Below are 26,318 nucleotides of genomic sequence, written 5' to 3'. Positions count from 1 at the left end.
TCAGGAACCCGCCATGCCGCTCCATGACCGCAGAGACCTTGTGTCGTGCCCGTTCCGGGTTGAGTTTCGTTGATGGACGGCGCAGCCATGGGGAATCAGCAGACCCGCACACAAAACAGCGCGCGAGCGAAGACCCGGCCGAGCAAAGGCGCGGCATTGTCGCTGGCGTATCGTCTGGCAGTGACCTCGCGGATTCTGGCGGCACTGTTTGGCGGCTATCTGGTCGCGGCACTGACCAGCGTTTGCGTCGGCCAATGGATGCCGATGTCCCGCGCTGACGCGGTGGTCACGGGCATGCTGCTGTCATTTCTCGCTTACCTGGTGGCGGTGCTCTGGTGCTTTGCCTGCCGTACCGCATGGCAGGCCTGGATCGGCGTTTTGCTGCCCAGCGCGCTTTTGGGTGCAGCGTTTGCCTGCGGGCGGTGGCTGATATGAAGGAAGGTTTACGGCAGACCATGGCCTGGCTGCACACCTGGATTGGTCTGCTGTTCGGCTGGTTGCTGTTCGCGATTTTCCTGACCGGAACGATGTCTTATTTCAAGACTGAAATCACCCGCTGGACCCAGCCGGAAATTCCTGTGCGCGCGCTCAATACCCAGGCCAGCACCGAGCTTGCCCAAACGTATCTGCAGCAAAATGCCGTGGGTGCGTCGCGCTGGTTCATCAACTTGCCGGACGGGCGCGATCCCAAGCTCGGGGTGATGTGGCAGGCGCCGAGCCAGCCGGGACAGCGCGGCACTTTCGTGCAGAAAAACCTCGATCCGCAAACCGGTGCCGAAGTGCAGGCGCGGGACAGCCGCGGCGGCGAGTTCTTCTACCGCTTCCACTTCCAATTGCAGATGCCGCACCCTTGGGGTCGCTGGCTATCTACGGCTGCGGCGATGTTGATGTTCATCACGCTGATCAGCGGGATCATCACCCACAAGAAAATCTTCAAGGAATTCTTCACTTTTCGCCCGCGCAAGGGCCAGCGCTCCTGGCTCGACGGGCATAACGCAATCGGCGTGCTGGCGTTGCCGTTTCATTTAATGATCACCTACAGCAGCCTGGTGATCTTCATGTCGATGGTCATGCCGGCGAGCATCGTCGCCAGCTACGGCAAAGATACCCAGGCGTTTTTTGCCGACCTGTTTCCCACCTCTGAGAACGTCAAGCCAGCGGGTGTTGCGGCACCGCTGGCGGCATTGCCGACCATGCTAAAAACAGCAGACCAGCAAATGCCGGGCGGGCATATCGGTCGGTTGACGGTGAACAATCCCGGTGACGCCAATGCCACGGTGGTGCTGTTTCCCAGTGGCGTGGACAGCATCGTTCACGATCCCGGCGCTGGCCTGACGTTCAACGGCATCACGGGCGCATTGCAATCGACTGCAATCGAGCGTTCTGCGCCCTTGCTGATTTCCGGCGGTTTCTACGGCTTGCACATGGGGCATTTCGCTGGGCCGCTGCTGCGCTGGATGTACTTCATTTTCGGCATTGCGAGCACCGCGATGATCGGCACCGGGCTGGTGATGTGGTTGAAGAAACGTCGGGTCAAACACGAGAAAACCGGCGTATTGCCGTTCGAATTGCGGCTGGTGGAAGTGCTGAATATCGCCGGCATGGGCGGCTTGATGATCGCCGTAGCGAGCTTCTTCTGGACCAATCGGCTGCTGCCGATGAGTTTCCCCGGACGCGGCGGTTGGGAGATCAATATGTTCTTCATCGCCTGGGGCCTGACGCTGCTGCACGCGGCATTGCGCAATGGGCGTAAGGCCTGGCGCGAACAGCTGGCGCTGGGGGCGTTTCTCTATGCAGGTTTGCCGTTGCTGGATATCGTGACCAGTGGCCGTTATCTACTGGACTCTCTGGCGCATGGCGATTGGGTGTTGCTCGGCTTCGACCTGACCGCATTGGCCACCGGGCTGTTCCTGGCCTGGGCCGCGGGCAAGTTTCGCCCGGCCACGCCGCTGCTCGCTGCCGATGAAACCGGGCACCCGTTGCAGCGCCGCGAGCGGCACAGCGTTGATGCGACGCATCTGGGAGGGGAGACGCGCTGATGCTGCTGGCGACCCTGCTGTGTTACCTGGGATTTAGCGGTTTGTGCCTGTCGATGACGCGGCATTACGGCGAGTTGCTGCACCGCAAACTCAGCATCACCCGAGGACGATCACTGCGCGTGGCGGGCTGGTTGGCGCTATTACTATCGTTGTGGGCGGCGGTGAGTTCGGCGGGCTGGGGGATCGGTCTGGTGCAGTGGTGTACAGCGTTGATGACCAGTGCCCTGATCCTGATTTTTCTTATCCCATATCGACCAAAACTGGTGTTGCTGCTGGCGGCGGCGGGGCTGTTGCTCACTCCGGTTTTGGCCGTCAGTCAGTTGTGGCGTTGAGTCAGTCTCGTCTCAAAACGCACCCCGATACTCTCCCGGCGTCGCTCCGACAACCTGCCTGAAACGGTTGTTGAAATGGCTGGCGCTGGCAAATCCGCAATCCAGGGCGATATCGCCGAACGCTATGCGCGTTGAGCGCAGCAGGTGCCGGGCGTGGGCGATGCGGCGGGCCAGCAGGTATTGATGGGGCGGCAAGCCGAAGCTTTCGCGGAACATCCGGGCGAAATGATATTCGGACAATGCACAGATCCCGGCCAGTTGCCCCAGGCTCAGCGGATCAGCAAGGTGCGCGTCGATGAACTCCACCAATTGCCGACGCAGATGCGCCGCCAATCCACCCTTGAGGCGCAAGCCTTCGCGCAGCCCGACCTGACCGAGAATCGCATGGCTGAGCATGTCGTGGGCCAGGCTGCTGGTGCGCAGACGCTCGCCGGGTTCGCTCCAGTCCAGCTGGATCAACTGGCGAAAGCGCCGCGCCTGTTCGGCGTCATCGATAAAAGTGCTTTCCCGCAGCTGCAACTCGCGAGGCTCACGGTCCAGCAAGGTGATGCAGCTCAGGGCGAACTGTTCCGGGCTTATATAAAGGTGCGCCAGACGAATCTCGCCGTTGATCACCCAGGCCGATTCGTGTCCGGCGGGCAGCGTGCAGAGTTTGTCCGGGCTGCCTTTCTGATCCGGCCGGTCGCGACGAAACGTGCCGGTGCCGCCGTCGATATAGCACGACAGGGTGTGGTGGCTGGGCGCGTGATATTCCTGGGCGTCGTGCCGGTTGTTCCACAACGCCGCGACCAAACCGTCGCCCAGCGCAGCGCTCTGCTCCAGGCGGGCATTGGGGGAACTTTTCAAGGCCTGGAAGACCTGGATGGATTCAATGGCGGGCATGACGTTTCCTCTACGCCTCGCATCCTACTCCGTGGCTCGGCTGCTGCCAGCCTTGTCCGCATCAAATGCGCAAGTTTATGCAAGTGGCGACACAGGCCGCGCCGCAGACTGACGGCTCAAACAGGAGTCGCGTCATGAACATTTCGCTGTATCTACTAACCGTGCTGATCTGGGGCACCACCTGGATCGCCTTGAAGCTGCAACTGGGCGATGTGGCGATTCCAGTGTCGATCGTCTATCGCTTCGGGTTGGCGGCGTTGGTGCTGTTCGCAATGTTGCTGCTCAGCGGTCGTCTGCAACCGGTCAATCGGCGCGGCCAGTTGATTTGCCTGGCCCAGGGCCTGTGCCTGTTCTGCATCAACTTCATGTGTTTCTACACCGCCAGTCAATGGATCCCCAGCGGTCTTATCGCCGTGGTGTTTTCCACCTCGACGCTGTGGAACGCCCTCAATGCGCGGATCTTCTTCAAACAGAAAGTCGCGCGTAATGTGCTGGCCGGTGGTGCGCTGGGCTTGATCGGTCTGGCGTGCCTGTTCTGGCCGGAATTGTCCGGACACACCGCCAGCCGCGAAACCCTGATCGGCCTGGGCCTGGCCTTGCTCGGTACGCTGTGTTTTTCCGCCGGTAACATGCTCTCCAGCCTGCAACAGAAAGCCGGCCTGCGCCCGCTGACCACCAATGCCTGGGGCATGTTGTACGGCGCGGCCATGCTCAGCCTGTATTGCCTGCTCAGCGGTACGCCGTTCACCTTCGAGTGGAACACGCGTTACATCGGCTCGTTGCTGTATCTGGTGATTCCCGGCTCAGTCATCGGCTTTACCGCTTATCTGACCCTGGTCGGCCGCATGGGCCCAGAACGCGCGGCGTATTGCACGGTGCTGTTCCCGATCGTGGCGCTGAACATCTCGGCCTTCGCCGAAGGCTACCAATGGACCACTCCGGCGCTGATGGGGCTGGTGTTGGTGATGTTGGGGAATGTGTTGGTGTTCAGGAAGCCGAAGGCGGTCCAGACCTGTGGGAGCGAGCTTGCTCGCGAATAGGCCAGCACCTCACTTGGCTGGAAAGCCGCCTTCGCAAGCAAGCTTGCTCCCACAGATGCCTGTTAACCCTTCCAGACCTGCGGATTGACCAGGTTCTGCGGCTTCTCGCCGAGCAGGGCGCTGCGCAGGTTGGTGTAGGCGAGATCGGCCATGGCCTGGCGGGTTTCGGTGGTGGCCGAGCCGATGTGCGGCAGGGTCACGGCGTTGCTCAGTTTGAACAGCGGCGAATCGCTCAGCGGTTCTTTTTCGTAGACGTCCAGGCCAGCGCCGCGGATCGTGCCGTTTTGCAGGGCTTCGACCAGCGCAGGTTCGTCGACGACAGGACCGCGAGCGATGTTGATCAGGATCGCGCTGGATTTCATCAGGCCCAGTTCGCGGGTGCTGATCAGGTGTTTGGTCTTTTCGCTTAACGGCACGACGAGGCAGACGAAGTCCGACTCAGCCAACAGCTGATCAAGGCTGCGGAATTGCGCGCCCAGTTCCTGTTCCAGTTCGGTCTTGCGACTGTTGCCGCTGTACAGGATTGGCATGTTGAAGCCCAACCGGCCACGACGGGCCACGGCAGCGCCGATGTTGCCCATGCCGACGATGCCCAGGGTCTTGCCATACACATCGGTGCCGAACTGCGCGGCTTCGACGCTACGCTTCCACTGGCCAGCCTTGGTCCAGGCGTCCAGTTCGGCGACACGGCGGGCGCTGCTCATGATCAACGAGAAACCCAGGTCGGCGGTGCTTTCGGTCAGCACGTCCGGGGTATTGGTCAGCATGATCCCGCGTTCATTGAAATAGCCGACGTCGTAGTTGTCGTAACCCACCGAAATACTCGACACCACTTCCAGTTGGGTCGCAGTGGCAAGTTGCTCGCGGCCCAATGCGCGACCGGCGCCGATCATGCCATGGCATTTGGGCAGCGCTTCGCTGAACTGGACATTCATGTCGCCCAGTTTCGGGTCGGGCACGATCACGTTGAAGTCTTGTTCGAGCCTTTCGGCCATTTCAGGAGATACGCGGCTGAAGGCAAGTACGGTCTTTTTCATCGGGGCAGTCACTCTCGCACGGTTCGAATGGATAGCACGCTAACATTCCTTTCGACCGCTGCCCATCCTTGGATTATCGGGTTGCCATGGGCCATCAAACACCGCCCAAGCATCTGAGCGATGAGGAATCCGTGGGACCGGCTTTAGCCGGGAAGGCGTCAGTCTTCACGCAGCAGATGTGGCGGGCGTGCTGACTTCTTCCCGGCTGAAGCCGGTCCCACATATATGGTGTTTGCCGGGCAACAGCGCGGTGTCAGCAATTCAAGCGATGGTTACCATTGCATGCTTTTGCAGGTCGGCTTCGTGGGCGGCGAGGATTTCCGGCAGGGAACCGCGCAGGTATTCGACCCAGGTTTTGATCTTCGCATCCAGGTACTGCCGCGAAGGGTAGATCGCGTACAGGTTCAGCTCCTGAGAGCGGTAATCGGACAGGACGCGCACCAGCGTGCCATTGCGCAGGCCTTCGATGGCGGAATAGATCGGCAGAATGCCCACGCCCATGCCGCTGGAGATCGCGGCTTTCATGGCGTCGGCCGAGTTGACCAGGAACGGCGAGGACGTGATCGTGACCATTTCCTGGCCTTCGGGGCCGTCGAACAGCCATTTTTCCAGCGGGAACACCGGGCTGACCAGGCGCAGGCACGCGTGATTGAGCAGGTCGGTGGGTTTGATCGGCACGCCGAAGCTTTTGACGTAGGCCGGGGAGGCGCAAACGATGCTGTAAGTGATCCCCAGGCGCTGGGACACGAAGCCCGAATCCGGCAGCTCGCTGGCGAGCACGATGGACACGTCATAGCCTTCTTCGAGCAGGTCCGGCACGCGGTTGCTCATGGTCAGGTCGAACGCGACGTCCGGATGATTGCGTCGATACCGGGCAATGGCATCAATCACATAATGCTGACCGACACCCGACATCGAATGCACCTTGAGCTGACCGGCGGGCCGCGCATGGGCGTCGCTGGCTTCGGCCTCGGCTTCCTCGACATAACCCAGGATCTGCTCGCAGCGCAGCAGGTAACGCTTGCCGGCCTCGGTCAGCGCGATGCGTCGGGTGGTGCGGTTGAGCAGACGAGTTTGCAAATGAGCTTCAAGATTTGAAACGGCACGCGACACGTTGGCGGTGGTGGTGTCCAGCTGCACGGCGGCAGCGGTGAAGCTTCCCGCTTGCGCGACGCAACTGAAAGCGCGCATGTTTTGCAGGGTATCCATGGGCAGTTCTCTGATGAGATAGCAAATTGTGACAGAAAGTTACTGATCCATGTCACCCATACCAAAGGATTATGCCCCGTTCGGTAATAAAGAATCGCAGTAATCCCGGCTTATCGATTGGCAAGGCGCCGCCTAGAATCGCTGTCTTAGCGCTATTTCATTAAAGTCGGGATTTGCAGCAGTGCCGCGTCGCATCATCAGAGGGCTCAAGCCCCTCAGTGTCTGGGCTTTATCGTTAGTCATCAGCGGCTGCATTGGAACCGGTGGAATCGCCCCTCAAGGCAGCTCGCTGCCGCCTGACAGTCTGGCCACCGACGCGGCGATTCAGAGCGCCGCGCAGGATGCCCATTGGCCCGTGGCCCAATGGTGGCAGGCCTACGGCGACGCGCAGCTCGATCGCTGGATCGAACTGGCCGCCAAGGGCAATCCAAGCCTGGCGATGGCCGCTGCTCGGGTGCGCGAGGCGCGGGCCATGGCCGGTATTGCCGAGTCGGCCGAGTCGCTGCACATCACCGGCGATTCTTCCCTGAAACGACATAATTGGGCCGCCGATCAGTTCTATGGACCTGGCGCGCTGGCCGGTACGACGACCTGGGACAACAGTGCCTCGCTGGGCTTGAGTTATTCCCTTGATCTGTGGGGGCGGGAAAGTAACGCCAGCGAACGTGCGCTGGACATGGCGCACATGAGCGCCGCCGAAGAACGTCAGGCGCAGCTGGAGTTGCAGGACAACATCGTGCGCGCCTACATCCAGCTGTCGCTGAACTACGCAAAACGCGACATCGTCGAAGCGACGCTCGCCCAGCAAAAACAGCTTCTGGATCTCGCCCAGCGTCGCCTGCAAGGCGGCATCGGTACGCATTTCGAAGTCAGCCAGGCCGAAACGCCGCTGCCGGAAACCCATCGCCAGATCGACTCCCTTGACGAGGCCATCGCCCTGAGCCGCAATCAACTGGCGGCGCTGGCGGGCAAAGGCCCCGGCGCGGGGGCACAATTGCAGCGCCCGACCCTGTCCCTGCAAACCGCTTTGAAGCTGCCATCGGTGTTGCCTGCGCAATTGCTCGGCCAGCGTCCCGACGTGGTTGCCAGTCGCTGGCGGGTGGCGGCCCAGGCGCGGGGCATTGATATCGCCCACGCTGGTTTCTATCCCAACGTCGATCTGGTAGGCAGCCTCGGCTATGTGGCCACCGGCGGCGGCATGCTGGAATTCCTCGCCGGCAAGAAATTCAATTACAACGTCGGACCGGCGGTGAGTCTGCCGATCTTCGATGGCGGGCGCCTGCGCTCGGAACTGGGCGAAGCCGCCGCTGGCTATGACGCCGCCGTGGCGCAGTACAACCAGACGCTGGTGATGGCCCTCAAGAGCATTTCCGATCAGCTGATCCGTCGCGAGTCCATGGACAAGCAGCAGGTATTCGCCAGCGAATCCGTGGCGTCGGCGCAGAAGACTTATGACATTGCGATGATTGCATTTCAGCGTGGCCTGACCGATTACCTCAACGTGCTCAATGCCCAGACCCTGCTGTTCCACCAGCAACAGATCCAGCAGCAGGTCCAGGCCGCACGCCTGAGCGCCCATGCTGAATTGGTGGTGGCGCTGGGCGGCGGTTTGGCGGCGGGAACCGATTCGCCCGCCGAAGAAACAACCCGCGCACCGAAAACGCCTGCGGTGTTGGCGGTGTTTGATAAATGAACATGACTGACACCGATCTACGGACGCGACGTAGCTTTCCAGAAAACGAAGGTTTCTGGGGGAGCGGACTTGTCCGCGAAGGCAATGGGGCGGGCACTGCGTCTGGTCCGTTCATCCTGAGGTGTCCTGGCCGGCCCCTTCGCGGACAAGTCCGCTCCCACCGGATTTCATTCCAAGTTCAGGCGTTCGGATGAATGCTCTGGTGAGCCGCATCACAGAACTGCCATGGCGCCGCGAATTCTTCAGCTGGGCGCGCAGCGACGGGGTGACCTGGATCTACATCTTCAAGGTGCTGATCGCCGCGTTCCTGACCTACTGGCTGGCCTTGCGCCTGGAACTGCCGCAGCCGCGCACGGCGATGATCACCGTGTTCATCGTCATGCAGCCGCAAAGCGGGCATGTGTTCGCCAAGAGCTTTTATCGCCTGCTCGGCACCTTGGCCGGCTCCACCATGATGGTGCTGCTGATGGCCTTGTTCGCGCAGAACTCCGAGCTGTTCCTCGGCAGCCTCGCGATCTGGGTCGGCATCTGTTCGGCGGGCGCGGCGCGTTATCGCAACTTTCGCGCCTATGGTTTCGTACTCGCCGGTTACACCGCCGCAATGGTCGGCCTGCCCGCGCTGGCGCACCCGGAAAGCTCGTTCATGGCGGCGGTGTGGCGGGTGCTGGAAATTTCCCTGGGCATTGTCTGTTCGACAGCGGTCACTGCAGCAATCCTGCCGCAGAGTTCCGCCGCCGCGATGCGCAACGCGCTTTACCAACGCTTCGGTGTGTTCGCGCGTTTTGTCGCCGATGGTCTGCGCGGCAGTCAGGAGCGGACCGCCTTCGAGACCGGCAATGTGCGCTTCATCGCCGAAGCCATCGGGCTGGAAGGTCTGCGCAGCGTGACGGTATTCGAAGACCCGCACATGCGTCGGCGCAACGGTCGGCTCAATCGCCTGAACAGCGAGTTCATGACCATCACCACGCGCTTCAACGCCTTGCATCAATTGCTTGAACGTCTGCGCGCCGAGGGCGTGACTCAAGTGGCGACGGCCACCAAGCCAGGCCTGAACTCGCTGGCCGAACTGCTTGAGCGTTTCGCCGACCGCGCCCTGACCACCGACGACGCGGCGCAGTTGGTCAGCCAGCTCGAACAGTTCAAGGCGGATTTGCCAGTCCAGGTGCGCAGCCAGCGCGCGGCTCTGGAGCAGACCGAGCCAAGCGAAGCCGACCTGCTGGATTTTCATACCGCTTACGAGTTGCTCTATCGTCTGGTCAACGACATGCATGATTACGCCCAGACCCATGCGTCACTGGCCGATCACAACCATGCGCGTGAACAGTGGCAAGAGTCGTTCCTGCCCAAGACCAGCTGGATGACGGCCCTGGCGGCGGGGCTGCGGGCGACGTTCATTCTGTCGATCATGAGCGCGTATTGGGTGGCGACCGCCTGGCCCAGCGGCGCCACGATGATTCTGGTTTCAGCAGCAACCGTCGCGCTGTCGGCGACCACCAACAATCCACGGCGCATGTCGTTCCAGATGGCCTGCGGTACGTTGCTCGGTGCGTTGCTGGGCTTCACCGAAACCTTCTTTATCTTCCCGTTCATCGACGGCTTCCCGCTGCTGTGCGTGTTTCTTGCGCCGGTGTTCATGCTCGGTGCATTTCTTGGCTCGCGTCCGCAATGGTCCGGCTACGGATTGGGTCTGTTGATTTTCTTCAGCATCGGCTCGGTGCCGGACAACCTGACGGTCTACAACCCGTATGCATATATCAACGACTACCTCGCCATGGTCATCGGCATGCTGCTGTGCGCGGCAGCCGGAGCAATCATTCTGCCGCCCAACAGCCGCTGGATGTGGCGTCGTCTGGAAGACGCGCTGCGCCGGCAAGTGGTGTTCGCCATCAGCGCACCATTGAGTCGCCTGGGGTCGAGTTTTGAAAGCCAGACTCGCGACCTGATGCATCAGGCCTACGGCCTGGCAGCGGGCAAGCCGCAGGTGCAGCGCGAATTACTGCGCTGGATGTTTGTGGTGCTGGAAGTCGGCCACGCGATCATCGAACTGCGCCGCGAGCAGGAGATTCTGCCGATTCACCCGGCCTATGCGCCGTGGCAATCGTGGCGGGTGGCGATTCGCGTGATGGGCCGCGCGTTGATTCGCCTGTTCATCCAGCCGGACCAAAGCAATCTGCAACGGGCGCTGGCCGCCGTCGATCATGCGATTGGTCGCGTCCAGGCTACCGATGAGCCGTTCGCGCCACACTTCGATACCTCAGCGCTGCGCCGGGTGAAAAGCTACCTGCATTTCATCCGTTCCTCGTTGCTCGACCCGCAATCACCCCTGGCCGCTTACGCCCACGGCGGCCGGCCGCAAGGACTCCTCAATGCCGCGTGAAATCGCCTTCCATGGCTTGTACATGCCCATCGTGACCGTGATGTTCCTGATTGCCGTCGTGCTGGCCTGGGCGCTGGATCGGGTGTTGTCCGGGTTCGATCTGTACCGCTTTTTCTGGCATCCGGCGCTGCTGCGCATGAGCCTGTTCGTTTGTATTTTCGGCGCGATGGCGCTGACTGTTTATCGTTGAGAACCCTTGATGAAAAAGCTCTTCAGTCTGATTGCCACGTTACTGGTGCTGGCCCTGGCCATCTGGATCGGTCGCACCTTGTGGGTCAATTACATGGACACGCCGTGGACCCGCGATGGCCGGGTTCGTGCTGACATCATCAACGTCGCGGCCGATGTCACCGGCACCGTGGTCGATGTGCCGGTACGCGACAACCAGCAGGTGAAGAAGGGCGACCTGCTGATGCAGATCGATCCCGAGCACTATCAAGTGGCGGTCAAACAGGCTCAGGCGCTGGTGGCTTCACGCAAGGCGACCTGGGAGATGCGCAAAGTCAACGCCAAACGCCGCGCTGACATGGATAACCTGGTGATCTCCACCGAAAGCCGTGACGACGCCAGCAACATCGCGACCTCGGCCCAGGCCGACTACCAACTGGCCCAGGCGCAACTGGAAGCGGCCGAATTGAACCTGCGGCGCACCCGCGTGCTGGCGGCGGTGGACGGCTACGTCACCAACCTCAACGTGCATCGCGGCGATTACGCACGCATGGGTGAGGCGAAGATGGCGGTGGTGGATATGAACTCGTTCTGGGTCTACGGCTTTTTCGAAGAAACCAAGCTGCCGCACATTCGTGTCGGTGATCCGGCCGATATGCAATTGATGAGCGGCCAGCTGCTCAAGGGCCACGTCGAAAGCATCGCCCGAGGCATCTACGACCGCGACAACCCGGAAAGCCGCGAACTGATCGCCGACGTCAACCCGACCTTCAACTGGGTCCGCCTGGCCCAACGCGTACCCGTGCGCATCCACCTGGATCAAGTGCCGGAAGACGTGATCTTGTCGGCGGGCACGACCTGTACGGTGATTGTGAATCCTGAGGTGCATTGATCCGTTGGAGCTCGGTCCTGAATATCCAACGACCTGTAGGAGATTCCCCGTCGTCCAGACGCCGCGCTGTCTCGCAGCAAACACCGGCACCCGTTGGAGCGAGGCTTGCCCGCGAAGGTAGTTGGAGCGCCGATAGGTGTGCTGAATGCACCGACCCCTTCGCGAGCAAGCCCGCTCCCACAGTGGTTTGCTTTTGCTAGACGTTCACAACTTCCGATTCAAGCCAAAGCGCTGTTTGAGTTTGTTATCCAGAAACGTTTTGGGCAGCAGCCATGCCATCAGCGGCATCGCCCGTGAGCCGTTGCCCAGACGCAGCAGGCGAGGCGGGTTGGGTTGTTGCACGGCGCGCAGCAGGTCGCGGGCGAAGTCGCTGGCCGGGGTGGGATTGCCTTGCGACGCCTTGGCTCGGGCGCGGATCGCATCGCGCAGCGGCCACCATGGCGATTGCTCACTGATCAACTGTTCGGCTTCGTGACTGGCATTCTTCGCGAAGCTCGACGCAATGGCGCCCGGCTGGACTTCCATCAGCTGAATGTCGAACGGCGCCAGCTCCAGGCGCAACGCTTCGCTCAGCGCATGCACGGCGGCTTTCGATGCGCAGTAAGCTCCGGCGAAGGGCGTAACCAACACCCCGGAAACACTGCCGATATTCACCACCAGTCCTTTGTTGCGCCGCAGCGCCGGAAACAACGCCCGCGTCACGCCAATCACGGCAAACACATTGGTCTCGAACTGGCGCTGCATGGCCTCGACGCCGCCATCGAGCAACGGCCCCATGGCGCCATACCCGGCGTTATTGATCAGCACATCCAGGCCGCCTTGCTGTTCGATTTCAACACCCAGACGTTCAAGCGCCGCGCTGTCGTTGACGTCCAGTTGCACGCCTGTGAAACCTGCCGCGTTCAAAACTGCTACGTCTTCAGCCTTGCGCGCGGTAGCCCAGACTTGATGCCCGGCAGTTTTAAAGGCGTCGGCCAGCGCGCGGCCAATGCCGCTGGAGCAACCGGTGATGAGAGCGGTGGGCATGCTGTTTTCCTTATTAGTCCGAGAAACTGCCTTGTAGATGTTCGGCGCGAAATTCCAGCGTCTGCGGGCGATAACCGGCGCGCAACGGTGGCATCGGCAAGCAATCCTGCCATTGACTGTCGGCCAGCAATTCGCCCGGGCCACGGTAGCGGGGTGAGCTGTAGTTTTCTTCAGCGAGGTTAATGTTTTCGCCTGGCGCGTACGCAGCGATTCGCCAGCGCAACTCGGTCAGCGGGACCTTATTGCCGTTGTTGATCAACACCAGCAACGGCTTGCCGACCGGGCATTGTTCCGGCGCGTAATTCAGGCGAACTTCCAGGCGCTCCAGCCTGCGGGTATCGCGACTGTCCTCCCAGATCACCCACGCTGCAACCAATCCCAGGCCCACTGCCGCCGCCAGGGAAACCGGCAACGCTTTGGCGGGGTAGCGCAATAACAGGATGAGCCAGGTCAGGATAAGCACCGCGCCGATCAGCATGGGAACGCCTCGTCAGGATTGATGAGGCATCGTACAGAAAGCGGGGTGGGGTTTGTTAATTCCAGAACGTGGGGTGAAAACGAAGAAGCTTCTATAAATGGAGTCGACGAGGTGAGTGGCTGGACCGTATCTGGCTATCACCCCGCCGACGTAGCAGGATGCTATACGACGGTATAAACCACTGACTGAGTGCTTAGGAACCAGACATCGTTCAGCCATATGTATGGGGCCACAGTAAACTTATCTCCAGGTTTAAACGGTGTCTTTATAAAATCTGCGGGCAGCGTGTATAGGGTCTCTGATCCAGCTGTAATCTCAACCAAGTCAATGCTGATTGCATAGTGGCCGCCTTCCGGATTAAAGAACATGAAGAATGTCCTCGTGTAGCTTGGGTTGCCAAGTATCGGCAAAACAATCGTAAAACCAGCGTTGGCGACGTTGGCCGGCAACGTGTCGTCGCCAATAGGTACGTTCCGGATATAAGGGGCGGGATTCTGCTTGGTCGCGTTCTTGTAAGACTCCAGTGACGCTGAGGTATCTGATCCAGGCTTGTTCATTTCCGTAATTCCTTTTAGTTGTTAATCCAATAACAAATTCCGCAGCGATGACGCTGTAGCGGGATCTGTGCAAACAAGGTTACAACCAGTTTAGTGAACACGATACTGTCACTTCTGACAGGTCGTGACGGACGGTATGGTGTGTATTCGAAGATGAATTCCAGGCAGCTGCATGGTGGCCTGATACTGCGATCCAGCGTCTTGCCCAGTCATAGATCGGAAACAACTGCACTGTATTTGCCAGCGCCGTGTCAGGCACCTAGGCTTTAATTGCCGCTCAGGGAAGATCGGAGAAATGAACGCACAACCCGCCGCGCTGCACTCACATACGCCGTTGCTCACTACCTTCGATCCTCGCGGATTGACGGTGCGGTCTGTTGCCTGGTGTCGCACACAGGCTGCTGATTCTGCCGAAGCACGCGTAACCCGCTCGGCCTTCAATGTCGCGGGACACTTGGTCAGCAGCTGGGATCCCAGATTGTGGGCCGATCAGGCGCAGGCCAATTTCACTAACGTTCACTCCCTGAGCGGCGAGGTGTTGTGCAGCGACAGTGTCGATGCCGGTTGGCGGGTTTCGTTGTCGGGCGAGGGTGGGGAATTGTTGGCGGGCTGGGATGGGCGAGGTACTGAGCGCTGGCTGGAATACGATGTGCTGCTCAGGCCGACCGCCATTTCCGAAAACGACCAGTGCCTTGAACGGCTGCAGTACGGCGATGCCGACGCGGCCGCTCAAAACCAGTGCGGCCAGTTGGTGCGTCATGACGATCCAGCAGGTACGCGCCGCAATATCGCGTTTGGTTTGACTGGCGCCGTGCTTGAGCAGACACAGTACTTTCTCGCGGACCTTGATGATCCCGACTGGCCTGCCCTGGAGTCCGAACGCGATGCCCTGCTAGAACCGGGCGCTGGCGCGAGCACGCATTGGGCTTACACGCCGCTGGGCGAGGTCATCAGGCAAACCGATGTGCTGGGCAATGTTCAGGCTTTTGCGTACACCGTCGCGGGTCAACTCAAAGCTGTTTCAGCGCAGCTCAAGGATCAGCCTGAGCAGGTGCTGGTCAGTGCCATCCGCTATGACGCGCAAGGCCGCGTGGAGTCTGACACAGCTGGCAATGGTGTGATCACCAGAGCCCGGTACCGTGACGAAGATGGTCGGCTGATCGAGCTAAACGCCACCCGCAACAACGGCGAGCATTTGCAGGATTCGCTTTACGACTACGATCCGGTGGGCAACGTCATTCGCATTGAAGACCGCGCCCAGCCGACGCGTTTTTTTGCCAATCAGCGCATCGAGCCGGTGTCGAATTATCAGTACGACACGCTCTATCAACTGATCGAAGCCACCGGCAGGGAAGCAGCCACGGTCAATCACGGGCCGGTTTTTCCGGAGTTCCAAAGCCCGGCCGACCCGACACAACTGGCCAATTACGCGCAAACCTACCGCTACGATGCAGGCGGCAATCTGCAGCAATTGACCCACGTTGGCGCGCAGGCTCATTCGCGGACGCTGGTCACGGCGCGTTGCAGCAATCGCAGTCTGCCGGTTGTAAATGATCAACCGCCGGATGAAGAAACCATCGCCGCCGCGTTCGACGCCAATGGCAACCTGCTGCAACTGCAAGCCGGACAAACCCTGAACTGGGACTGGCGCAATCAGTTGCAGCAGGTGCGACCGGTGGTTCGCGAAACGGCTGACGACGACAGCGAACACTATGTCTATGACGCCAGCGGCCAACGCCAGCGCAAGGTCCGCATTAGTCAGGCCAAAAACGTCAGCCACCAGGATGAAGTCCGTTATCTGCCGGGTCTGGAAATTCGCACCAATTCCGCCACGGGTGAAACCCTGCAAGTGATCTGCGCGCAAGCCGGGCGCAACGGTGTTCGGGTGCTGCACTGGCAAGCGGGAAAACCGGACGACCTCACCAATGATCAATACCGCTACACGCTCAATGACCATCTGGGCTCCGGCACGCTGGAACTGGATAACGACGCGCAAATCATCAGCCAGGAAAGTTACTACCCGTTCGGCGGCACTTCATGGTGGGCAGGGCGCAATACCATCGAAGCCAGCTATAAAACCGTGCGCTATTCCGGTAAGGAGCGGGATGCAACCGGGTTGTATTACTACGGGTTGAGGTATTACGCGCCGTGGTTGCAGCGCTGGATTAATCCGGATCCCTTTGCAGCCAGCGGCCTGAGCAAGTACGCATTTGTAGATAATCGGCCCGTCTGTCTTCTGGACTGTCTGGGGTTGGCTCCGGTCGGCTACGATTTTCTGGCGCGGGGTCTATCGACATTCCCTCCCGATTTACAGAGGAAAACGCGTGAAGCCATCGAGTTAACCAAGGAAATGCTCCAGTTCACGCTTGAACACATGGCCTCAAATGATGAGGTCCAGCCTATCGAAAGAGTTTTGACTGAAAGTTTTGGTGCTGAAAGGGCGCCTGACTTTCATGGAAAGTTGACGGAGCGAATGGGCGATATTCAACAGCTTATCAATGGTCTGGAGAGCGCTCAGTCTTCCAGGCTCGGGTTGGCAAAGTTACCCAAGGGTATCAGAGGGGAGGCGACCAAGGCTGCGCAAACCGGCGAGCGGGTAATAGTGTTATCTGAAGGTTTCATAAAAAAAGCGTGGACGCTGGACATAGCGAAAACGCTGATACATGAAGCCAGTCATGCTGTTCAGCATACTCATGATTTTGCTTACATCGGCTTGAACAAAACATTGCGAAAGGGGACAGGGCAGGCCATCGATAAGTATGTTCAATTCCTTCGCGTGGCTTCCAGAACTTTGCTGGCCGAAGGTCCCAATGAAGCCGAAATGAGCAATTGGAATAAGTTTCATTACCGGAAAGGATTGACGTCGTTCGTTGCTAACGCTGAAGACATTGCAGCTCGACAGGAGGCATTCAGCAAGAATCCCGAGGCCAGAAGTTACGTACTTTTGAACAATGCAGATTCAGTCGCAACGTTTGTGGTGATAGCGCATGGGGGAATACCTGCTTCCTCAGGGCAGGCAACTCATCAGGTACGTGGACAGTCACAGCTTCGTTCAGCCTGGCAACAGTTTCGAGCCCGTTTTAATTGAAAAACCCCCAACAACCCTCTGCGGATGGGGATACGCAGAAAGTCGTTGGGGGCGACTGCTCGTTAAAGCTGCAGGCTTCAAATGTGAAACCTGCCGCTCTTTTTAGCGTGCCAGGGTCTGGGTTTTCACACCCGTTTCCAGGTTGTTGGAGCGGCCGTAGACGTCTTCGAAACGTTCGATGTCGTCTTCACCCAGGTAGCTGCCCGATTGCACTTCGATGATTTCCAACGGGATCTTGCCTGGGTTTTTCAGGCGATGGACCGAGGCGATCGGGATGTAGGTGGACTGGTTTTCGGTGAGCAGGAACACGTTCTCATCGCAAGTAACCTGAGCCGTGCCTGATACCACGATCCAGTGTTCAGCGCGGTGGTGGTGCATTTGCAGCGAGAGGCTGGCGCCCGGCTTGACCGAGATGCGCTTGACCTGGAAGCGGCCGCCCATGTCCACCGAATCGTAGGAACCCCACGGACGATAGACTTCAAGGTGGTTCTGGGTTTCGCTGCGGCCCTGCTCATTGAGCGTGTTGACCATCTGCTTGACGCCTTGAACCTTGTCCTTGTGGACAATCATCATCGCGTCTTTGGTTTCCACGACCACGATGTTGTCCAGGCCGATCACCGAAACCAGCTTGCCGTTGCCGTGGATCATGCAGTTGCGGCTGTCTTGCAGGATCACGTCGCCTTTCGTGACGTTGCCGTTGCTGTCTTTGTCATGCACTTCCCACAACGATGCCCAGCAACCGACGTCATTCCAGCCAGCGGTCAGCGGCACGACGCAGGCGCGCTGGGTTTTTTCCATCACGGCGTAGTCGATGGAGTTGTCCGGGCAGCAGGCGAAGGTGGCTTCGTCGATGTCGATGGTGTCGCCTTCGCGCTTGCTGCGCTCCAGGGTCAGCATGCAGGTGTCGTAGATGTCCGGATCGTGCTTTTTCAGCTCTTCCAGATAACGGCTGGCGCGGAACAGGAACATGCCGCTGTTCCAGAAATAACCGCCGGCCTGGACGAATTCCGCAGCGCGTTTTTCGTCCGGTTTTTCGACGAATTGCGACACGCGGCTCACGCCTTCCGGCAGCAGCGCATCGGCAGTGGATTTGATGTAGCCATAACCGGTTTCCGGTTTGGTGGCCGGCACGCCGAACAAGACCATTTCACCGCGTTCTGCGGCGACGGTGGCCAGGGCCAGGGCGCGTTGCAGGGCTTTCTGGTCGTCGATCACGTGGTCGGCGGGCAGGATGAGCATCAGCTCGTCATTGCCTTCGGCCAGCAACATCATGGCGGTAATGGCAACCGCTGGGGCCGTGTTGCGGCCGAACGGTTCCATGATTACGGTCTGGGTTTCGAGTTTCAGGGCAGCCAGTTGCTCGTTGACGATGAAACGGTGGTCCTTGTTGCAGACCACGATTGGGTCCTGCATGCCGTCGAACACCAGGCGTTCGAGGGTTTGCTGGAACAAAGTATGTTCACCGGTCAATGCCAGGAACTGCTTAGGGAACTGTTTACGCGAAAGCGGCCAGAGTCGTGAACCGCTACCGCCTGACAAGATCACTGGAATCATTTTGTATCTCCAATAGCATTCGAAATAGGGCTGAACGTCGTTCTGTCTGTCGTTTCTGTCTTGTTCTTGTTCCGCGTCGGTCGGTCCGCTCATGCCGCTCTCAATGAAAGGGCTCGGACCGACTGACTAAATCCGCTTAGCGAGTGGCTACTGGAGGCTTGACCCAGACTGGCGACAGGCTGCTGCCGCTGCCAGTGATGTACAGCACGGCGGCTTCGCCACGCTCAAGGGCAATCGGCTTCAGGTCGCTGACTTTCTTGTCGCCGTCATACAGCGCCAGGGTGACTTTCACTGGATTGATTTCACGCTCGCCGGTGCCTTTGGCGGCAACGGTCTTGACCACATCGGTCTTGCCGTCGGCGGTTTTCAGAGTCAGCGCTTTGTCGCTGAGGTTCTGCACGCGCACCAGGGATTTCTGCTTGTTCTTGAACGGCGGCTCTTCAACCAGTTGCGGCTTGCCGCTGACGTTATTGACCAGGGTGTAGTAGTGATCACTGGCCAGTTTCACCGGAACCGTCTGGCTGCCGAGCTTGGCGCTGTAGTCGCCCTGGGGCATGAAGCTGAACGCGGTGCTGCCCAGCGGAGCCACTTCGTTCATGTTGGTGTTGCCAACGCTGGCGCTGATTTCAGCGCTGCTGGCGTTGTAGACACGCACGAAGGTCGAGCCTTTCGGAGCGGTCGGGCCGTAAAGCGCGGCGTCGCCAGCGAAAGCGTTCAGGGACATGAAGCCCAGGCCAGCGGCCAGTGCGCAGGTTTTGAAGAAACGGTTTTTGGTAGCAGTGTTTTTAGTTGCAGTGGTCATAGTGTTCTCAGCCAAAGTGTGTGGAGTGGTCTGTAAGGTCATTTGATTGGTCCTCTCAGTTTTGCGCCCGGTTGGGCGACTCGGATGTTTTGGCGTTAATGGCCAGATTTTGTTTATCGTCACGAGGCTTCTTGAGTTCAGCGATCCACTTCGGATCAAACTCGCCAAGGTCGTTGTGAGCAGGCAGATAACGTTCCGGGAATTCCCAGATCAGCACTTGTGGCGGGCTGTTTTTGAACGCATCTGTTTGCAGATACTTGAGCATTGGCAGAACCGGGCCGTGCCCGTCTTCCGCGTAATTCACGACATCGCTGTGAAGCGCCTGTTTAAGTGCTCCGAGGAAGTTCCAGTTAGGGTTGGCGCTGTAACTTGTGCCGACCAATCCAACTGCAACATCGCTGTCGGCAAATAACGCGTCATCACCCGAAGCCTGAGCTTCGACAAGATCCGTGCTCCTTTGTTGCAATTGATCTGGCTGCGGAAGCAAATTACTGAACAACGGATCCAGTGGCAGGAAGTTGGTCAGGTCGCCTTTATAAGCCGAAGTTTCTTTTGCCTGAGTAATGAACTTTGTCGGTTCACCGTTCAGCGGATTTTTTTGCGCAATGGCAGCGCCAAGTTGTTGGGCGACTACTTCGGCACCCATTGGCGTCCAGTGGGTGTCGGTGCGCAAAAATACCTGGCCGTTCTGCTTGGCGCCTTGCAGCGGTGCCAAAAGGTCCGGCGCAAATATACCGGCCTGAGCCGCCTGGGCATGGAATTGCTGATACAGATCGGTGTGCAACGAGGCCGGCTTGTTCGCGCCGATGTGCTCCGGATACAGACGGGTCTTGGCCGGAATGATCGCCAATACCAGTTCGGTGCCCTGGGCTTTCAGCGCGTCACGCACACCCTGGATGAGTGCCAGGTTGTCCGCTTCGTTCTGCTCGCCATTGACGACTGCATTGAACTCTTCGTCGGTGTACAGCCATTGGTCCTTGCCCAGCTCAACGCCGGGACGACCTTCGTTGAACAGCTTGTAATCCAGTGCCGCCCAGAGGTTGGTGCCAATGCGCTTGATCGGAAACTCTTCGTCGTAGTGAGTTTCCGCTGCCTTGGCCCAGCGACCATTGAGGACCGTGGTTTCCGCTGAAGTCGAGAAGCTGCTGAAACTGCGCAGCGACCAGATCCCCAGGGCCAACAGGATCCCCATGAACAGGGCGATGTAGAGGATTCGTAATGAACGGGTCATGTCAGGCTCCTCAGAACTGGAAGTAAAGGAACGGCGAGAAGCTTTGCGCCGAGAGTTTGAGAATCGATGCAACGAACAGCAGCAAAATCAAGGCGCGCATGGCGTAACGTGGCCAATCGGCAACCCAGTACGCAGGTTGCACCTGAGCTTCAACGCCCACGGTGTAGCCCGGCTGATGAATGCTGCCCGGGTTATCACCGGGAACGGCCTTGATGGTGCCGGCTACGGCGTTGGCCGGACCGTCTGCCTGAACGCCCAGATCCGGCGTGGGTTTGCTGGCAGCCTTGTCGGCAGGGCGATTCTTGTAGAAGTCGCGCAGGCCGAAGAACGCCAGGGTCACGTAAGCCACAATCAGCGTTGCCACTTGCAGACCGGTGAGGCTGGCCTGATTGAGTTCCGACAGCTGCCATTCACCGAAGCTGAACATGGCGCCGTACATGCGACCGGCGACGTGCAGGTTTTCCGAGCGGAAGATCACCCAGCCCATCACGACCAACAGGAAAGTCAGGGCCCAGCGAACCGGGTTGAAGCTGCGCGAGTTGGTGTTCAGGCCCAACGCTTTTTCAATCGCCAGCCACATGCCGTGCCAGGCGCCCCAGACGATGTAAGTGATGTTCGCGCCGTGCCACAGACCGCCGAGCAGCATGGTCAGGAACAGGTTGCGATAAGTGGTCAGCGTGCCGCCACGGTTACCGCCCAGCGTGATGTACAGATAGTCACGCAGCCAGGTGGAGAGGCTGATGTGCCAGCGACGCCAGAACTCGGTGATCGACTGGCTGATGTACGGCTGCTTGAAGTTTTCCATGAAGCGGAAACCCATCATCAAGCCCAGGCCGATGGCCATGTCGCTGTAACCGGAGAAGTCAAAATACAACTGCGCGGTGTAGGCCAGTGCGCCCAGCCAGGCATCGCCCGTGGTCGGGTTCTGCAAGGCGAAGCAATGGTCGGCAACCACCGCCAGGGTGTCGGCGATGAAGACCTTTTTGATGAAACCCTGCATGAACCGCGTGCAACCCTCGGAGAACTTATCCAGGGTGTGCGTGCGGTTGTTGAACTGATCGGCGAGGTCGCGAAAACGCAATACCGGGCCAGCGATCAGGTGCGGGAAAATCGCCACGAACGCCGCAAAGTCGATGAGGTTGCGGGTGGCCGGGGTATCACCGCGATACACGTCGATGATGTAGCTGATGGACTCGAAGATGTAGAACGAGATCCCGATCGGCAACAGCACGTGGGTCAGGATGAACGGCTCAAGCCCGACCGAAGTCATCATGGCGTTGATGCTGTCCACACCGAAGTTGGCGTACTTGAAGTAGCCCAGGATGCACAGGTCGACACCGACGCCGAGCAACAGCCAGCGTTGGGCCGGCTTGGTGCGCACGCCTGCGGCGCCTACCTTGAGGCCGATCCAGTAGTTCCACAACGTGACGGCGGCAAACAGCGCCAGGAAGTCCACTCGCCACCAGGCATAGAAGACGTAACTGGCAACCAGCAGCAGCAGGTTGCGGTAGCGTTGCCCGCTCAAGTAGTACAAGCCGAGGAAGATCGGCAAGAACAGGAACAGGAACACGTTGGATGAAAAAACCATCCTTATCTCTCCGTTTGTCCAACAGTCAAAGGCCGAAGCCCCCCCAAACCCCCCACCCGTAAATGGGGGTTAACGCAGTGCCTCTGTAGGAGCCAACCACAAGGTTTGCTCCAGCAGCCTTAGCTGCCTTTGTCACCCTTCTCATGGCTCGGGTCGAAGACCTTGGTCAGGTCGCCACCGAGGCGGAAGGTCTTGAACGGTTGCATCTTGTGTTTGTTTTCCAGCACTTCAGGCTTGCAGGTGTAGAGCGAGCAGTACGGTTCCAGCCAGGCAAACTTGCTGTCGATCTTCAGATCGGTCATGTCCTGCTTGTCGCCATTTTTCTGCTTGAAGCTGTCCGGATCCTTGACGCCGCTGAGTACGCGCTCGCCCAGACGCTGCAACGCGCCGTTGTTTTCCGGACGCACATCGACGCCGTTGGCCTGGGCGAAACTGGCAATCATGGTCAGCGGTGGCAGGGCGTAGTTGTGATACGCCAAGGCACGTTGATTACGCTTGAGTTCGTTAGGCAGGAAGCCGTCTTTGTCGACCTGATTGGCGCCGACTTTGAATTCCTTGACCGACCAGTCGAACAGGTCCTTGCGGTTGGTGGCGATGGACGTCGCCATCACCGACCAGGCAGACCAGTACGAGTGGTTGTTGGTTTTTTCCAGCGGCAGGTTGTCCCAGTCGCTGACCACTTGATCGGCCAGCTTGCTGAACCAGGCTTCGATGACTTTCGCCTGCTCCTGATGCGCCGCCAATGGATGCGAATCAGAGAACTTCAAGCGCAAGTAAGCCGAAGACATGCTGCCCAGAGCCCATTTGCGCATCGATTTGCCGGTGTGGTTGAAGTCCTTGGACTCCAGCGCATCGGCCTTGGCCCATGTGGTGAGCATGTTCAGTGCGCAATCGAGCTGTTCCGGACGGCCGTCACGCATGTACTGCATCACGACTTTGCTGATGCCGCGTTCCAGCGTGGTGATCGACTTGGTCGCCTCACGGAAAGCTTCTTCCGATTCCTCATTGAGGGTCGAGCGCGCCTTGTCGGAACCTTCGTACTTGCTGCGGAACACCAACTTGTCGGTGTACGGCTGCGGGATCGCGTCACAGGTGAAGTTGTTTTCGCCGGTCTTGAGTTTTTCGATTGGCGCGTAATACCCCTGCGGCGGCACAAGTGTGCTGGCGGCGCTGGCTGCTCCGGCAAACATCGCCAGAGACAGCAGGGTAGGGAGCATCAGTTTCGGAGTGTGCATAAGTAGCCTCATAACCCGGCTTGCGCGGTGTTCTGCGCAGCTCTCGGGAACACGTTACGTTTGCAAACCTTCGCCTCGATCTTCTGCGGTGCAGCACCCGCTTCCGGGCCCTGTACTTCCAGTGCGAGCAATTGCTGGTCAGCCCAGTCCTTGTCTTCGCGCAGTTCGAAGGAGAAGCGTCCGTCGGTATCGGATGTTTCCGGTTTTTCGATTTTCAGATCTTCGTGACGGCCGTTCATGTACCAGAGTTTGGCCTGAAGGACTTTCACCGACGGGTCGGCATAACGAATGTCGATCTGATTGCTGCCGTTGCGGATGTCCTTGATTCCGTTCTTGCCGTTGACCAACACTTCGTTGGTGCCCGGTTTGAGGGTGGTGCTGGCACTCATGATGGCTGGCTTGCCTTCACATCCGTTGTCCAGCAGGGACATCATCTGGCGGTAGATGGTTTCCTGATCCAGACGGTACAGCGGCGAGAATTCCCAGATCAGGACCTTCGGTGGACGCTTCTGGAAATCTTCACTGCCCAGGTACTGCAGCATCGAACCTTCAAGACCACCGCCAGGGAACGCGACGTTCAACACGTCAGCGCCAATGTATTCCTGCAGGAAGCCGGCAAAGTTGTAGTTCTTGCCGCTGTGGCTGGTACCGACCAGGGTGATTTCCGGGTTGCCGGAATCGCCGAACAGATCGCCATCCGCCGCTTCGCCTTTAGGCTCGGTGGTGAACTGATCCATGTACTGGACTGCATAGGTATTGCCGCACAACTGGGCAGCCATGTTGTGCAGGGTGCCGGTCTTGCCCATGCGGCCGGAGACATGGCTCTCGAATTCGCGCTTGGGAATGCCAGCGTAACCCGGAACTTTTTTCACGGTTTCGGCAACGATTTTCGCCGTGCGCTGCGCGCCGTATGGCGTCCAGTGTTGGTCACCGCGGAAGTAGAAATCATGCGCCTGCTGCTCGTTGGTCAACGGCGACAGATCAGGCACCCAATAGCCCATCTTGCTGAAGCGACCGAGCATGGCCTTGTAGTTGGTCAACGCTTTTTCGTAGTCGAACTTGTCGCGTTCGGCCGGGAACAGTTTGTTGCGATCCACCAGGCCGCGCGTCGGCTGGTACACCACCACCAGTTCCACACCCTTGCTCTTGAAAGCATCGTGCAGTTCTTTCATGCGACGGTAGCCTTCCGGCGTAGTGTCGAACTCGGTGCGCAAGTCTTCCTGAGTCCGGAACAGCCAGTCGCCTTGAGCCTGCACCAGCGTGGTGAAGTTCTGCTGATAGCGGGTCACGTAGTTCTTGGCATCGTGAGCTTCAGGGCACAGGTTGCAGCAAGGCTCGGCGGTGAACGTCGGCGCCGTTGTGTCGTCGGCGCGAGCGCCGCCACTGATAGCGATCAGGGCTGCGGTCAGGCCGGACAGACTGAGTAACTTGATCAAATGTGCGTGCATAAAAATATCTTCCTCAGTCCTGAAGTTCGGTCTGGCGCTCGACCGGGTCGATCAGCACGGCTTTCTTCTGGCGGACCAGCAAGTCGAGAATCTCGTCCTGGCGCTCGCCCAAGATGCCGTTGAAGCTGATGCCGTTGCTCTTGGTCGGTGCCAGCATCGCCACGCGATACAGCTCGATACTCAAGGGCGAGTCGATGGACAGCGGGCCGGAGTTGTTGCCGGTCAGCTCACCGCCGACGACGATCAGCGACACTTTGGTATCGAACGGGTCGAGGTCGATGTCGCGGTCGGTGTCGCTCAGATCCTTGATGTGGCCGTAGACGCCCATCAGGCCGTTGGCCATGGCGACGTTTTCGTACAGCTTGATGTTGACGCTGTTACGTACGCGGATGCCGTGACGACGGTTGGCGATCACGCGGTTGCCCCACAGCAGGTTGTCGCCGCTCTCGTACAAGGTGATGCCGTCAGAATGGTTCTGATAGACCTCGTTGTACGCGACCAGGTTGTTGCTGCTGTTACGGTCAAGGACCACGCCGGACAATTTGTTGTCGTGGCTCTTGTTGCGGAAAATGAAGCTGTCGTTCACCTCACGGGAAACGATGATCCCGTGCTTTTTCTTAGTGCCGTAGACGTCATTCTCGGCAATGATCAGCCCGTGGGAACGGTCATGGGGGTCAATGCCGTACACGATGTTGTCGCGATAGGTATTGCCCTTGACCACGAAGTCACGGGTTTCATAGCAGTAGAAGCCGTACCACATGTCGGCGAACTCGGAGCCGATGATCCAGCCGGTCGGTTCCGGCCGCTTCATGACCTTGGCCATGTTCGGCGTGTATTGGGAAATACTCACACCGTACGACTTACTCTTGGAGTAACCCAGGCTCGCCATCTTGCTGTTGACCACGTAAGTCTGCGAACCGCCCCAGGACAACAGGAACGGACGGAACTCGGTCGGCGAGCGGAACGAGGCCAGGCCTTTGTCCGCCTCGCGCCAGCCATTCAACTGGGCGTCAGACATGAACAGCTTGCCCTCGATCACCAGGAACGAACCGCCTTCTTGAGAAAGACGCAGTTCGTTCTTGGCGATTTCCAGGGTCGCATGCTCGGTCACCAGGATCGGCACCCGGGCCAGGAACACACCGGGCGAAACTTCGTTCAGGTATTGCTTGGGTACTTTTTTGGCCAGGTCTTGCAGGGTCGCGTAACCGTCTTCAACAACGATTGCCTGCGGGATGCCGTGCTGACGGGCAACCCATTCGGCCATCTTGTTATCGCCGCCGATGAATTCCTTCAGACCGTTTTCCGCCATCATCCGGCTCATGCGGACTTTCGCTGGCTTGCCGCGCACGATTTTTTTCGCAGCGGCCTCGGCGGTGTAGCCGGTCAGGTCCGGCAGCTTTGGCTTGTCCATCATAAGCGGCTCGACGGGCGGGCTGCTGATGGTGTAGGTCTTGGCCTGCTGCAACTCTTTGACGACTCCGGCCTTGTTAACAACTCCGGCCTTCGCTGGAGCGGTTACAGCCGGCGCACTGTTAGCCAGTGCCACCGTGCTGCCGAGCAACAGCACGCTGCTCAGCACTGCGCTTTCCAGCAGGGCTTGTGGCCAGGCCCGGGTTCGCAAGTTGCTTGCTTGACTGTTCAT

General features: G+C 59.2%; 22 protein-coding genes. 9 read left to right on the top strand and 13 right to left on the bottom strand.

The genetic code is table 11. The features are described from left to right. Nucleotides 1–72 precede the first annotated feature (72 nt). From ACP7E4_RS05745 to ACP7E4_RS05735, 3 genes are read left to right on the top strand one after another with little or no spacing between them, the layout of a single operon-like run. Nucleotides 73–435, top strand: coding sequence for a DUF3649 domain-containing protein (locus ACP7E4_RS05745; protein WP_426112470.1), 363 nt, complete (start codon nt 73–75; stop codon nt 433–435). Further along, nucleotides 432–2,039, top strand: coding sequence for a PepSY-associated TM helix domain-containing protein (locus ACP7E4_RS05740; RefSeq protein ID WP_426112468.1), 1,608 nt, complete (start codon nt 432–434; stop codon nt 2,037–2,039). Before ACP7E4_RS05745 ends, ACP7E4_RS05740 begins: the two co-directional genes overlap by 4 nt. Beyond that, a complete protein-coding gene (locus ACP7E4_RS05735; protein ID WP_426112466.1) occupies nt 2,039–2,371 on the top strand; it encodes a DUF3325 domain-containing protein in 333 nt (110 codons plus the stop codon). The genes ACP7E4_RS05740 and ACP7E4_RS05735 overlap by 1 nt, the downstream gene beginning before the upstream one ends. Nucleotides 2,372–2,383: 12 nt before the next feature. Here the strand turns inward: ACP7E4_RS05735 and ACP7E4_RS05730 are convergent, their stop codons facing one another. Continuing rightward, the gene (locus tag ACP7E4_RS05730; protein ID WP_426112464.1) at nt 2,384–3,253 is read right to left on the bottom strand and encodes a helix-turn-helix domain-containing protein; all 870 of its coding nucleotides are present in this window, start codon (nt 3,251–3,253) and stop codon (nt 2,384–2,386) included. Between the two features lie 134 nt (nt 3,254–3,387). On the opposite strand from ACP7E4_RS05730, the gene ACP7E4_RS05725 reads away from it, so the two are divergent. Then, the gene (locus ACP7E4_RS05725) at nt 3,388–4,293 is read left to right on the top strand and encodes a DMT family transporter (protein ID WP_426112462.1); all 906 of its coding nucleotides are present in this window, start codon (nt 3,388–3,390) and stop codon (nt 4,291–4,293) included. Nucleotides 4,294–4,355: 62 nt separating this feature from the next. Here the strand turns inward: ACP7E4_RS05725 and ACP7E4_RS05720 are convergent, their stop codons facing one another. Both ACP7E4_RS05720 and ACP7E4_RS05715 read right to left on the bottom strand, forming a co-directional pair. Continuing rightward, nucleotides 4,356–5,330 carry a 2-hydroxyacid dehydrogenase gene (locus ACP7E4_RS05720; protein ID WP_426112460.1) on the bottom strand — a complete coding sequence of 325 codons (975 nt, stop codon included), beginning with the start codon at nt 5,328–5,330 and terminating at the stop codon, nt 4,356–4,358. A gap of 261 nt (nt 5,331–5,591) precedes the next feature. After that, nucleotides 5,592–6,539 (bottom strand): LysR family transcriptional regulator, encoded by a 948-nt coding sequence (locus ACP7E4_RS05715; protein WP_426112458.1) that lies wholly within the window; start codon nt 6,537–6,539, stop codon nt 5,592–5,594. A 181-nt stretch (nt 6,540–6,720) separates the two neighbouring features. Between ACP7E4_RS05715 and ACP7E4_RS05710 the strand changes: the two genes are divergently transcribed. The 4 genes from ACP7E4_RS05710 to ACP7E4_RS05695 all read left to right on the top strand — a co-directional run bounded on the left by ACP7E4_RS05710 (nt 6,721) and on the right by ACP7E4_RS05695 (nt 11,669). Next, complete coding sequence (locus ACP7E4_RS05710; RefSeq protein ID WP_426112456.1) at nt 6,721–8,232, top strand: efflux transporter outer membrane subunit; 1,512 nt, start codon at nt 6,721–6,723, stop codon at nt 8,230–8,232. Nucleotides 8,233–8,422: 190 nt separating this feature from the next. Then, entirely contained in the window at nt 8,423–10,609 is a 2,187-nt protein-coding gene (locus tag ACP7E4_RS05705; RefSeq protein WP_426112454.1) for an FUSC family protein, read from the top strand. Continuing rightward, nucleotides 10,599–10,799: a DUF1656 domain-containing protein gene (locus tag ACP7E4_RS05700; protein ID WP_426112452.1), complete on the top strand. Its 201-nt coding sequence runs from the start codon at nt 10,599–10,601 to the stop codon at nt 10,797–10,799. Before ACP7E4_RS05705 ends, ACP7E4_RS05700 begins: the two co-directional genes overlap by 11 nt. Before the next feature lie 9 nt (nt 10,800–10,808). Next, on the top strand, nt 10,809–11,669 hold the full coding sequence (locus tag ACP7E4_RS05695; protein WP_426112450.1) for an efflux RND transporter periplasmic adaptor subunit: 861 nt from the start codon (nt 10,809–10,811) through the stop codon (nt 11,667–11,669). A 204-nt stretch (nt 11,670–11,873) separates the two neighbouring features. On the opposite strand, the gene ACP7E4_RS05690 is transcribed toward ACP7E4_RS05695, so the two are convergent. The 3 genes from ACP7E4_RS05690 to ACP7E4_RS05680 all read right to left on the bottom strand — a co-directional run bounded on the left by ACP7E4_RS05690 (nt 11,874) and on the right by ACP7E4_RS05680 (nt 13,730). Then, complete coding sequence (locus ACP7E4_RS05690; RefSeq protein ID WP_426112448.1) at nt 11,874–12,695, bottom strand: SDR family oxidoreductase; 822 nt, start codon at nt 12,693–12,695, stop codon at nt 11,874–11,876. A 13-nt stretch (nt 12,696–12,708) separates the two neighbouring features. Beyond that, complete coding sequence (locus tag ACP7E4_RS05685) at nt 12,709–13,173, bottom strand: multidrug transporter (protein WP_426112446.1); 465 nt, start codon at nt 13,171–13,173, stop codon at nt 12,709–12,711. A 161-nt stretch (nt 13,174–13,334) separates the two neighbouring features. Further along, nucleotides 13,335–13,730 carry a hypothetical protein gene (locus ACP7E4_RS05680; RefSeq protein WP_426112444.1) on the bottom strand — a complete coding sequence of 132 codons (396 nt, stop codon included), beginning with the start codon at nt 13,728–13,730 and terminating at the stop codon, nt 13,335–13,337. A 598-nt stretch (nt 13,731–14,328) separates the two neighbouring features. Between ACP7E4_RS05680 and ACP7E4_RS05675 the strand changes: the two genes are divergently transcribed. Next, complete coding sequence (locus ACP7E4_RS05675; RefSeq protein WP_426112442.1) at nt 14,329–16,818, top strand: RHS repeat domain-containing protein; 2,490 nt, start codon at nt 14,329–14,331, stop codon at nt 16,816–16,818. 102 nt (nt 16,819–16,920) lie between these two features. Here the strand turns inward: ACP7E4_RS05675 and ACP7E4_RS05670 are convergent, their stop codons facing one another. From ACP7E4_RS05670 to algG, 7 genes are all read right to left on the bottom strand, one after another. Further along, nucleotides 16,921–18,372 carry a mannose-1-phosphate guanylyltransferase/mannose-6-phosphate isomerase gene (locus ACP7E4_RS05670; RefSeq protein WP_426112440.1) on the bottom strand — a complete coding sequence of 484 codons (1,452 nt, stop codon included), beginning with the start codon at nt 18,370–18,372 and terminating at the stop codon, nt 16,921–16,923. A gap of 136 nt (nt 18,373–18,508) precedes the next feature. Next, entirely contained in the window at nt 18,509–19,174 is a 666-nt protein-coding gene (locus ACP7E4_RS05665) for an alginate O-acetyltransferase AlgF (protein ID WP_426112438.1), read from the bottom strand. 55 nt (nt 19,175–19,229) lie between these two features. After that, nucleotides 19,230–20,405 (bottom strand): alginate O-acetyltransferase, encoded by a 1,176-nt coding sequence (locus ACP7E4_RS05660; RefSeq protein ID WP_426112436.1) that lies wholly within the window; start codon nt 20,403–20,405, stop codon nt 19,230–19,232. A gap of 10 nt (nt 20,406–20,415) precedes the next feature. Next, a complete protein-coding gene (locus tag ACP7E4_RS05655; protein ID WP_426112434.1) occupies nt 20,416–21,993 on the bottom strand; it encodes an MBOAT family O-acyltransferase in 1,578 nt (525 codons plus the stop codon). Nucleotides 21,994–22,112: 119 nt separating this feature from the next. Further along, nucleotides 22,113–23,228, bottom strand: a complete 1,116-nt coding sequence (locus tag ACP7E4_RS05650) for a mannuronate-specific alginate lyase (RefSeq protein ID WP_426112433.1) — start codon at nt 23,226–23,228, stop codon at nt 22,113–22,115. 8 nt (nt 23,229–23,236) lie between these two features. Further along, a complete protein-coding gene (locus ACP7E4_RS05645) occupies nt 23,237–24,676 on the bottom strand; it encodes an alginate O-acetyltransferase AlgX-related protein (RefSeq protein WP_426112432.1) in 1,440 nt (479 codons plus the stop codon). A gap of 13 nt (nt 24,677–24,689) precedes the next feature. Next, entirely contained in the window at nt 24,690–26,318 is a 1,629-nt protein-coding gene (gene algG, locus ACP7E4_RS05640; protein WP_426112430.1) for a mannuronan 5-epimerase AlgG, read from the bottom strand.

This window comes from Pseudomonas sp. DSP3-2-3, from assembly GCF_049898225.1.
In the GTDB taxonomy this organism is placed as follows: domain Bacteria; phylum Pseudomonadota; class Gammaproteobacteria; order Pseudomonadales; family Pseudomonadaceae; genus Aquipseudomonas.
Note: the sequence above shows the minus strand (reverse complement) of the source record. Positions and strands in the feature narration are given on the sequence as shown.

What these genes read in the sequence shown, in the direction of transcription:
- ACP7E4_RS05655 (WP_426112434.1), bottom strand. Translation starts at nt 21,993, where the DNA reads ATGGTTTTTTCATCCAACGTGTTCCTGTTCCTGTTCTTGCCGATCTTC.
- ACP7E4_RS05715 (WP_426112458.1), bottom strand. Translation starts at nt 6,539, where the DNA reads ATGGATACCCTGCAAAACATGCGCGCTTTCAGTTGCGTCGCGCAAGCG.
- algG (WP_426112430.1), bottom strand. Translation starts at nt 26,318, where the DNA reads ATGAACAGTCAAGCAAGCAACTTGCGAACCCGGGCCTGGCCACAAGCC.
- ACP7E4_RS05695 (WP_426112450.1), top strand. Translation starts at nt 10,809, where the DNA reads ATGAAAAAGCTCTTCAGTCTGATTGCCACGTTACTGGTGCTGGCCCTG.
- ACP7E4_RS05685 (WP_426112446.1), bottom strand. Translation starts at nt 13,173, where the DNA reads ATGCTGATCGGCGCGGTGCTTATCCTGACCTGGCTCATCCTGTTATTG.
- ACP7E4_RS05650 (WP_426112433.1), bottom strand. Translation starts at nt 23,228, where the DNA reads ATGCACACTCCGAAACTGATGCTCCCTACCCTGCTGTCTCTGGCGATG.
- ACP7E4_RS05705 (WP_426112454.1), top strand. Translation starts at nt 8,423, where the DNA reads ATGAATGCTCTGGTGAGCCGCATCACAGAACTGCCATGGCGCCGCGAA.
- ACP7E4_RS05660 (WP_426112436.1), bottom strand. Translation starts at nt 20,405, where the DNA reads ATGACCCGTTCATTACGAATCCTCTACATCGCCCTGTTCATGGGGATC.
- ACP7E4_RS05735 (WP_426112466.1), top strand. Translation starts at nt 2,039, where the DNA reads ATGCTGCTGGCGACCCTGCTGTGTTACCTGGGATTTAGCGGTTTGTGC.
- ACP7E4_RS05700 (WP_426112452.1), top strand. Translation starts at nt 10,599, where the DNA reads ATGCCGCGTGAAATCGCCTTCCATGGCTTGTACATGCCCATCGTGACC.
- ACP7E4_RS05740 (WP_426112468.1), top strand. Translation starts at nt 432, where the DNA reads ATGAAGGAAGGTTTACGGCAGACCATGGCCTGGCTGCACACCTGGATT.
- ACP7E4_RS05720 (WP_426112460.1), bottom strand. Translation starts at nt 5,330, where the DNA reads ATGAAAAAGACCGTACTTGCCTTCAGCCGCGTATCTCCTGAAATGGCC.
- ACP7E4_RS05730 (WP_426112464.1), bottom strand. Translation starts at nt 3,253, where the DNA reads ATGCCCGCCATTGAATCCATCCAGGTCTTCCAGGCCTTGAAAAGTTCC.
- ACP7E4_RS05645 (WP_426112432.1), bottom strand. Translation starts at nt 24,676, where the DNA reads ATGCACGCACATTTGATCAAGTTACTCAGTCTGTCCGGCCTGACCGCA.
- ACP7E4_RS05690 (WP_426112448.1), bottom strand. Translation starts at nt 12,695, where the DNA reads ATGCCCACCGCTCTCATCACCGGTTGCTCCAGCGGCATTGGCCGCGCG.
- ACP7E4_RS05665 (WP_426112438.1), bottom strand. Translation starts at nt 19,174, where the DNA reads ATGACCACTGCAACTAAAAACACTGCTACCAAAAACCGTTTCTTCAAA.
- ACP7E4_RS05670 (WP_426112440.1), bottom strand. Translation starts at nt 18,372, where the DNA reads ATGATTCCAGTGATCTTGTCAGGCGGTAGCGGTTCACGACTCTGGCCG.
- ACP7E4_RS05725 (WP_426112462.1), top strand. Translation starts at nt 3,388, where the DNA reads ATGAACATTTCGCTGTATCTACTAACCGTGCTGATCTGGGGCACCACC.
- ACP7E4_RS05680 (WP_426112444.1), bottom strand. Translation starts at nt 13,730, where the DNA reads ATGAACAAGCCTGGATCAGATACCTCAGCGTCACTGGAGTCTTACAAG.
- ACP7E4_RS05745 (WP_426112470.1), top strand. Translation starts at nt 73, where the DNA reads ATGGACGGCGCAGCCATGGGGAATCAGCAGACCCGCACACAAAACAGC.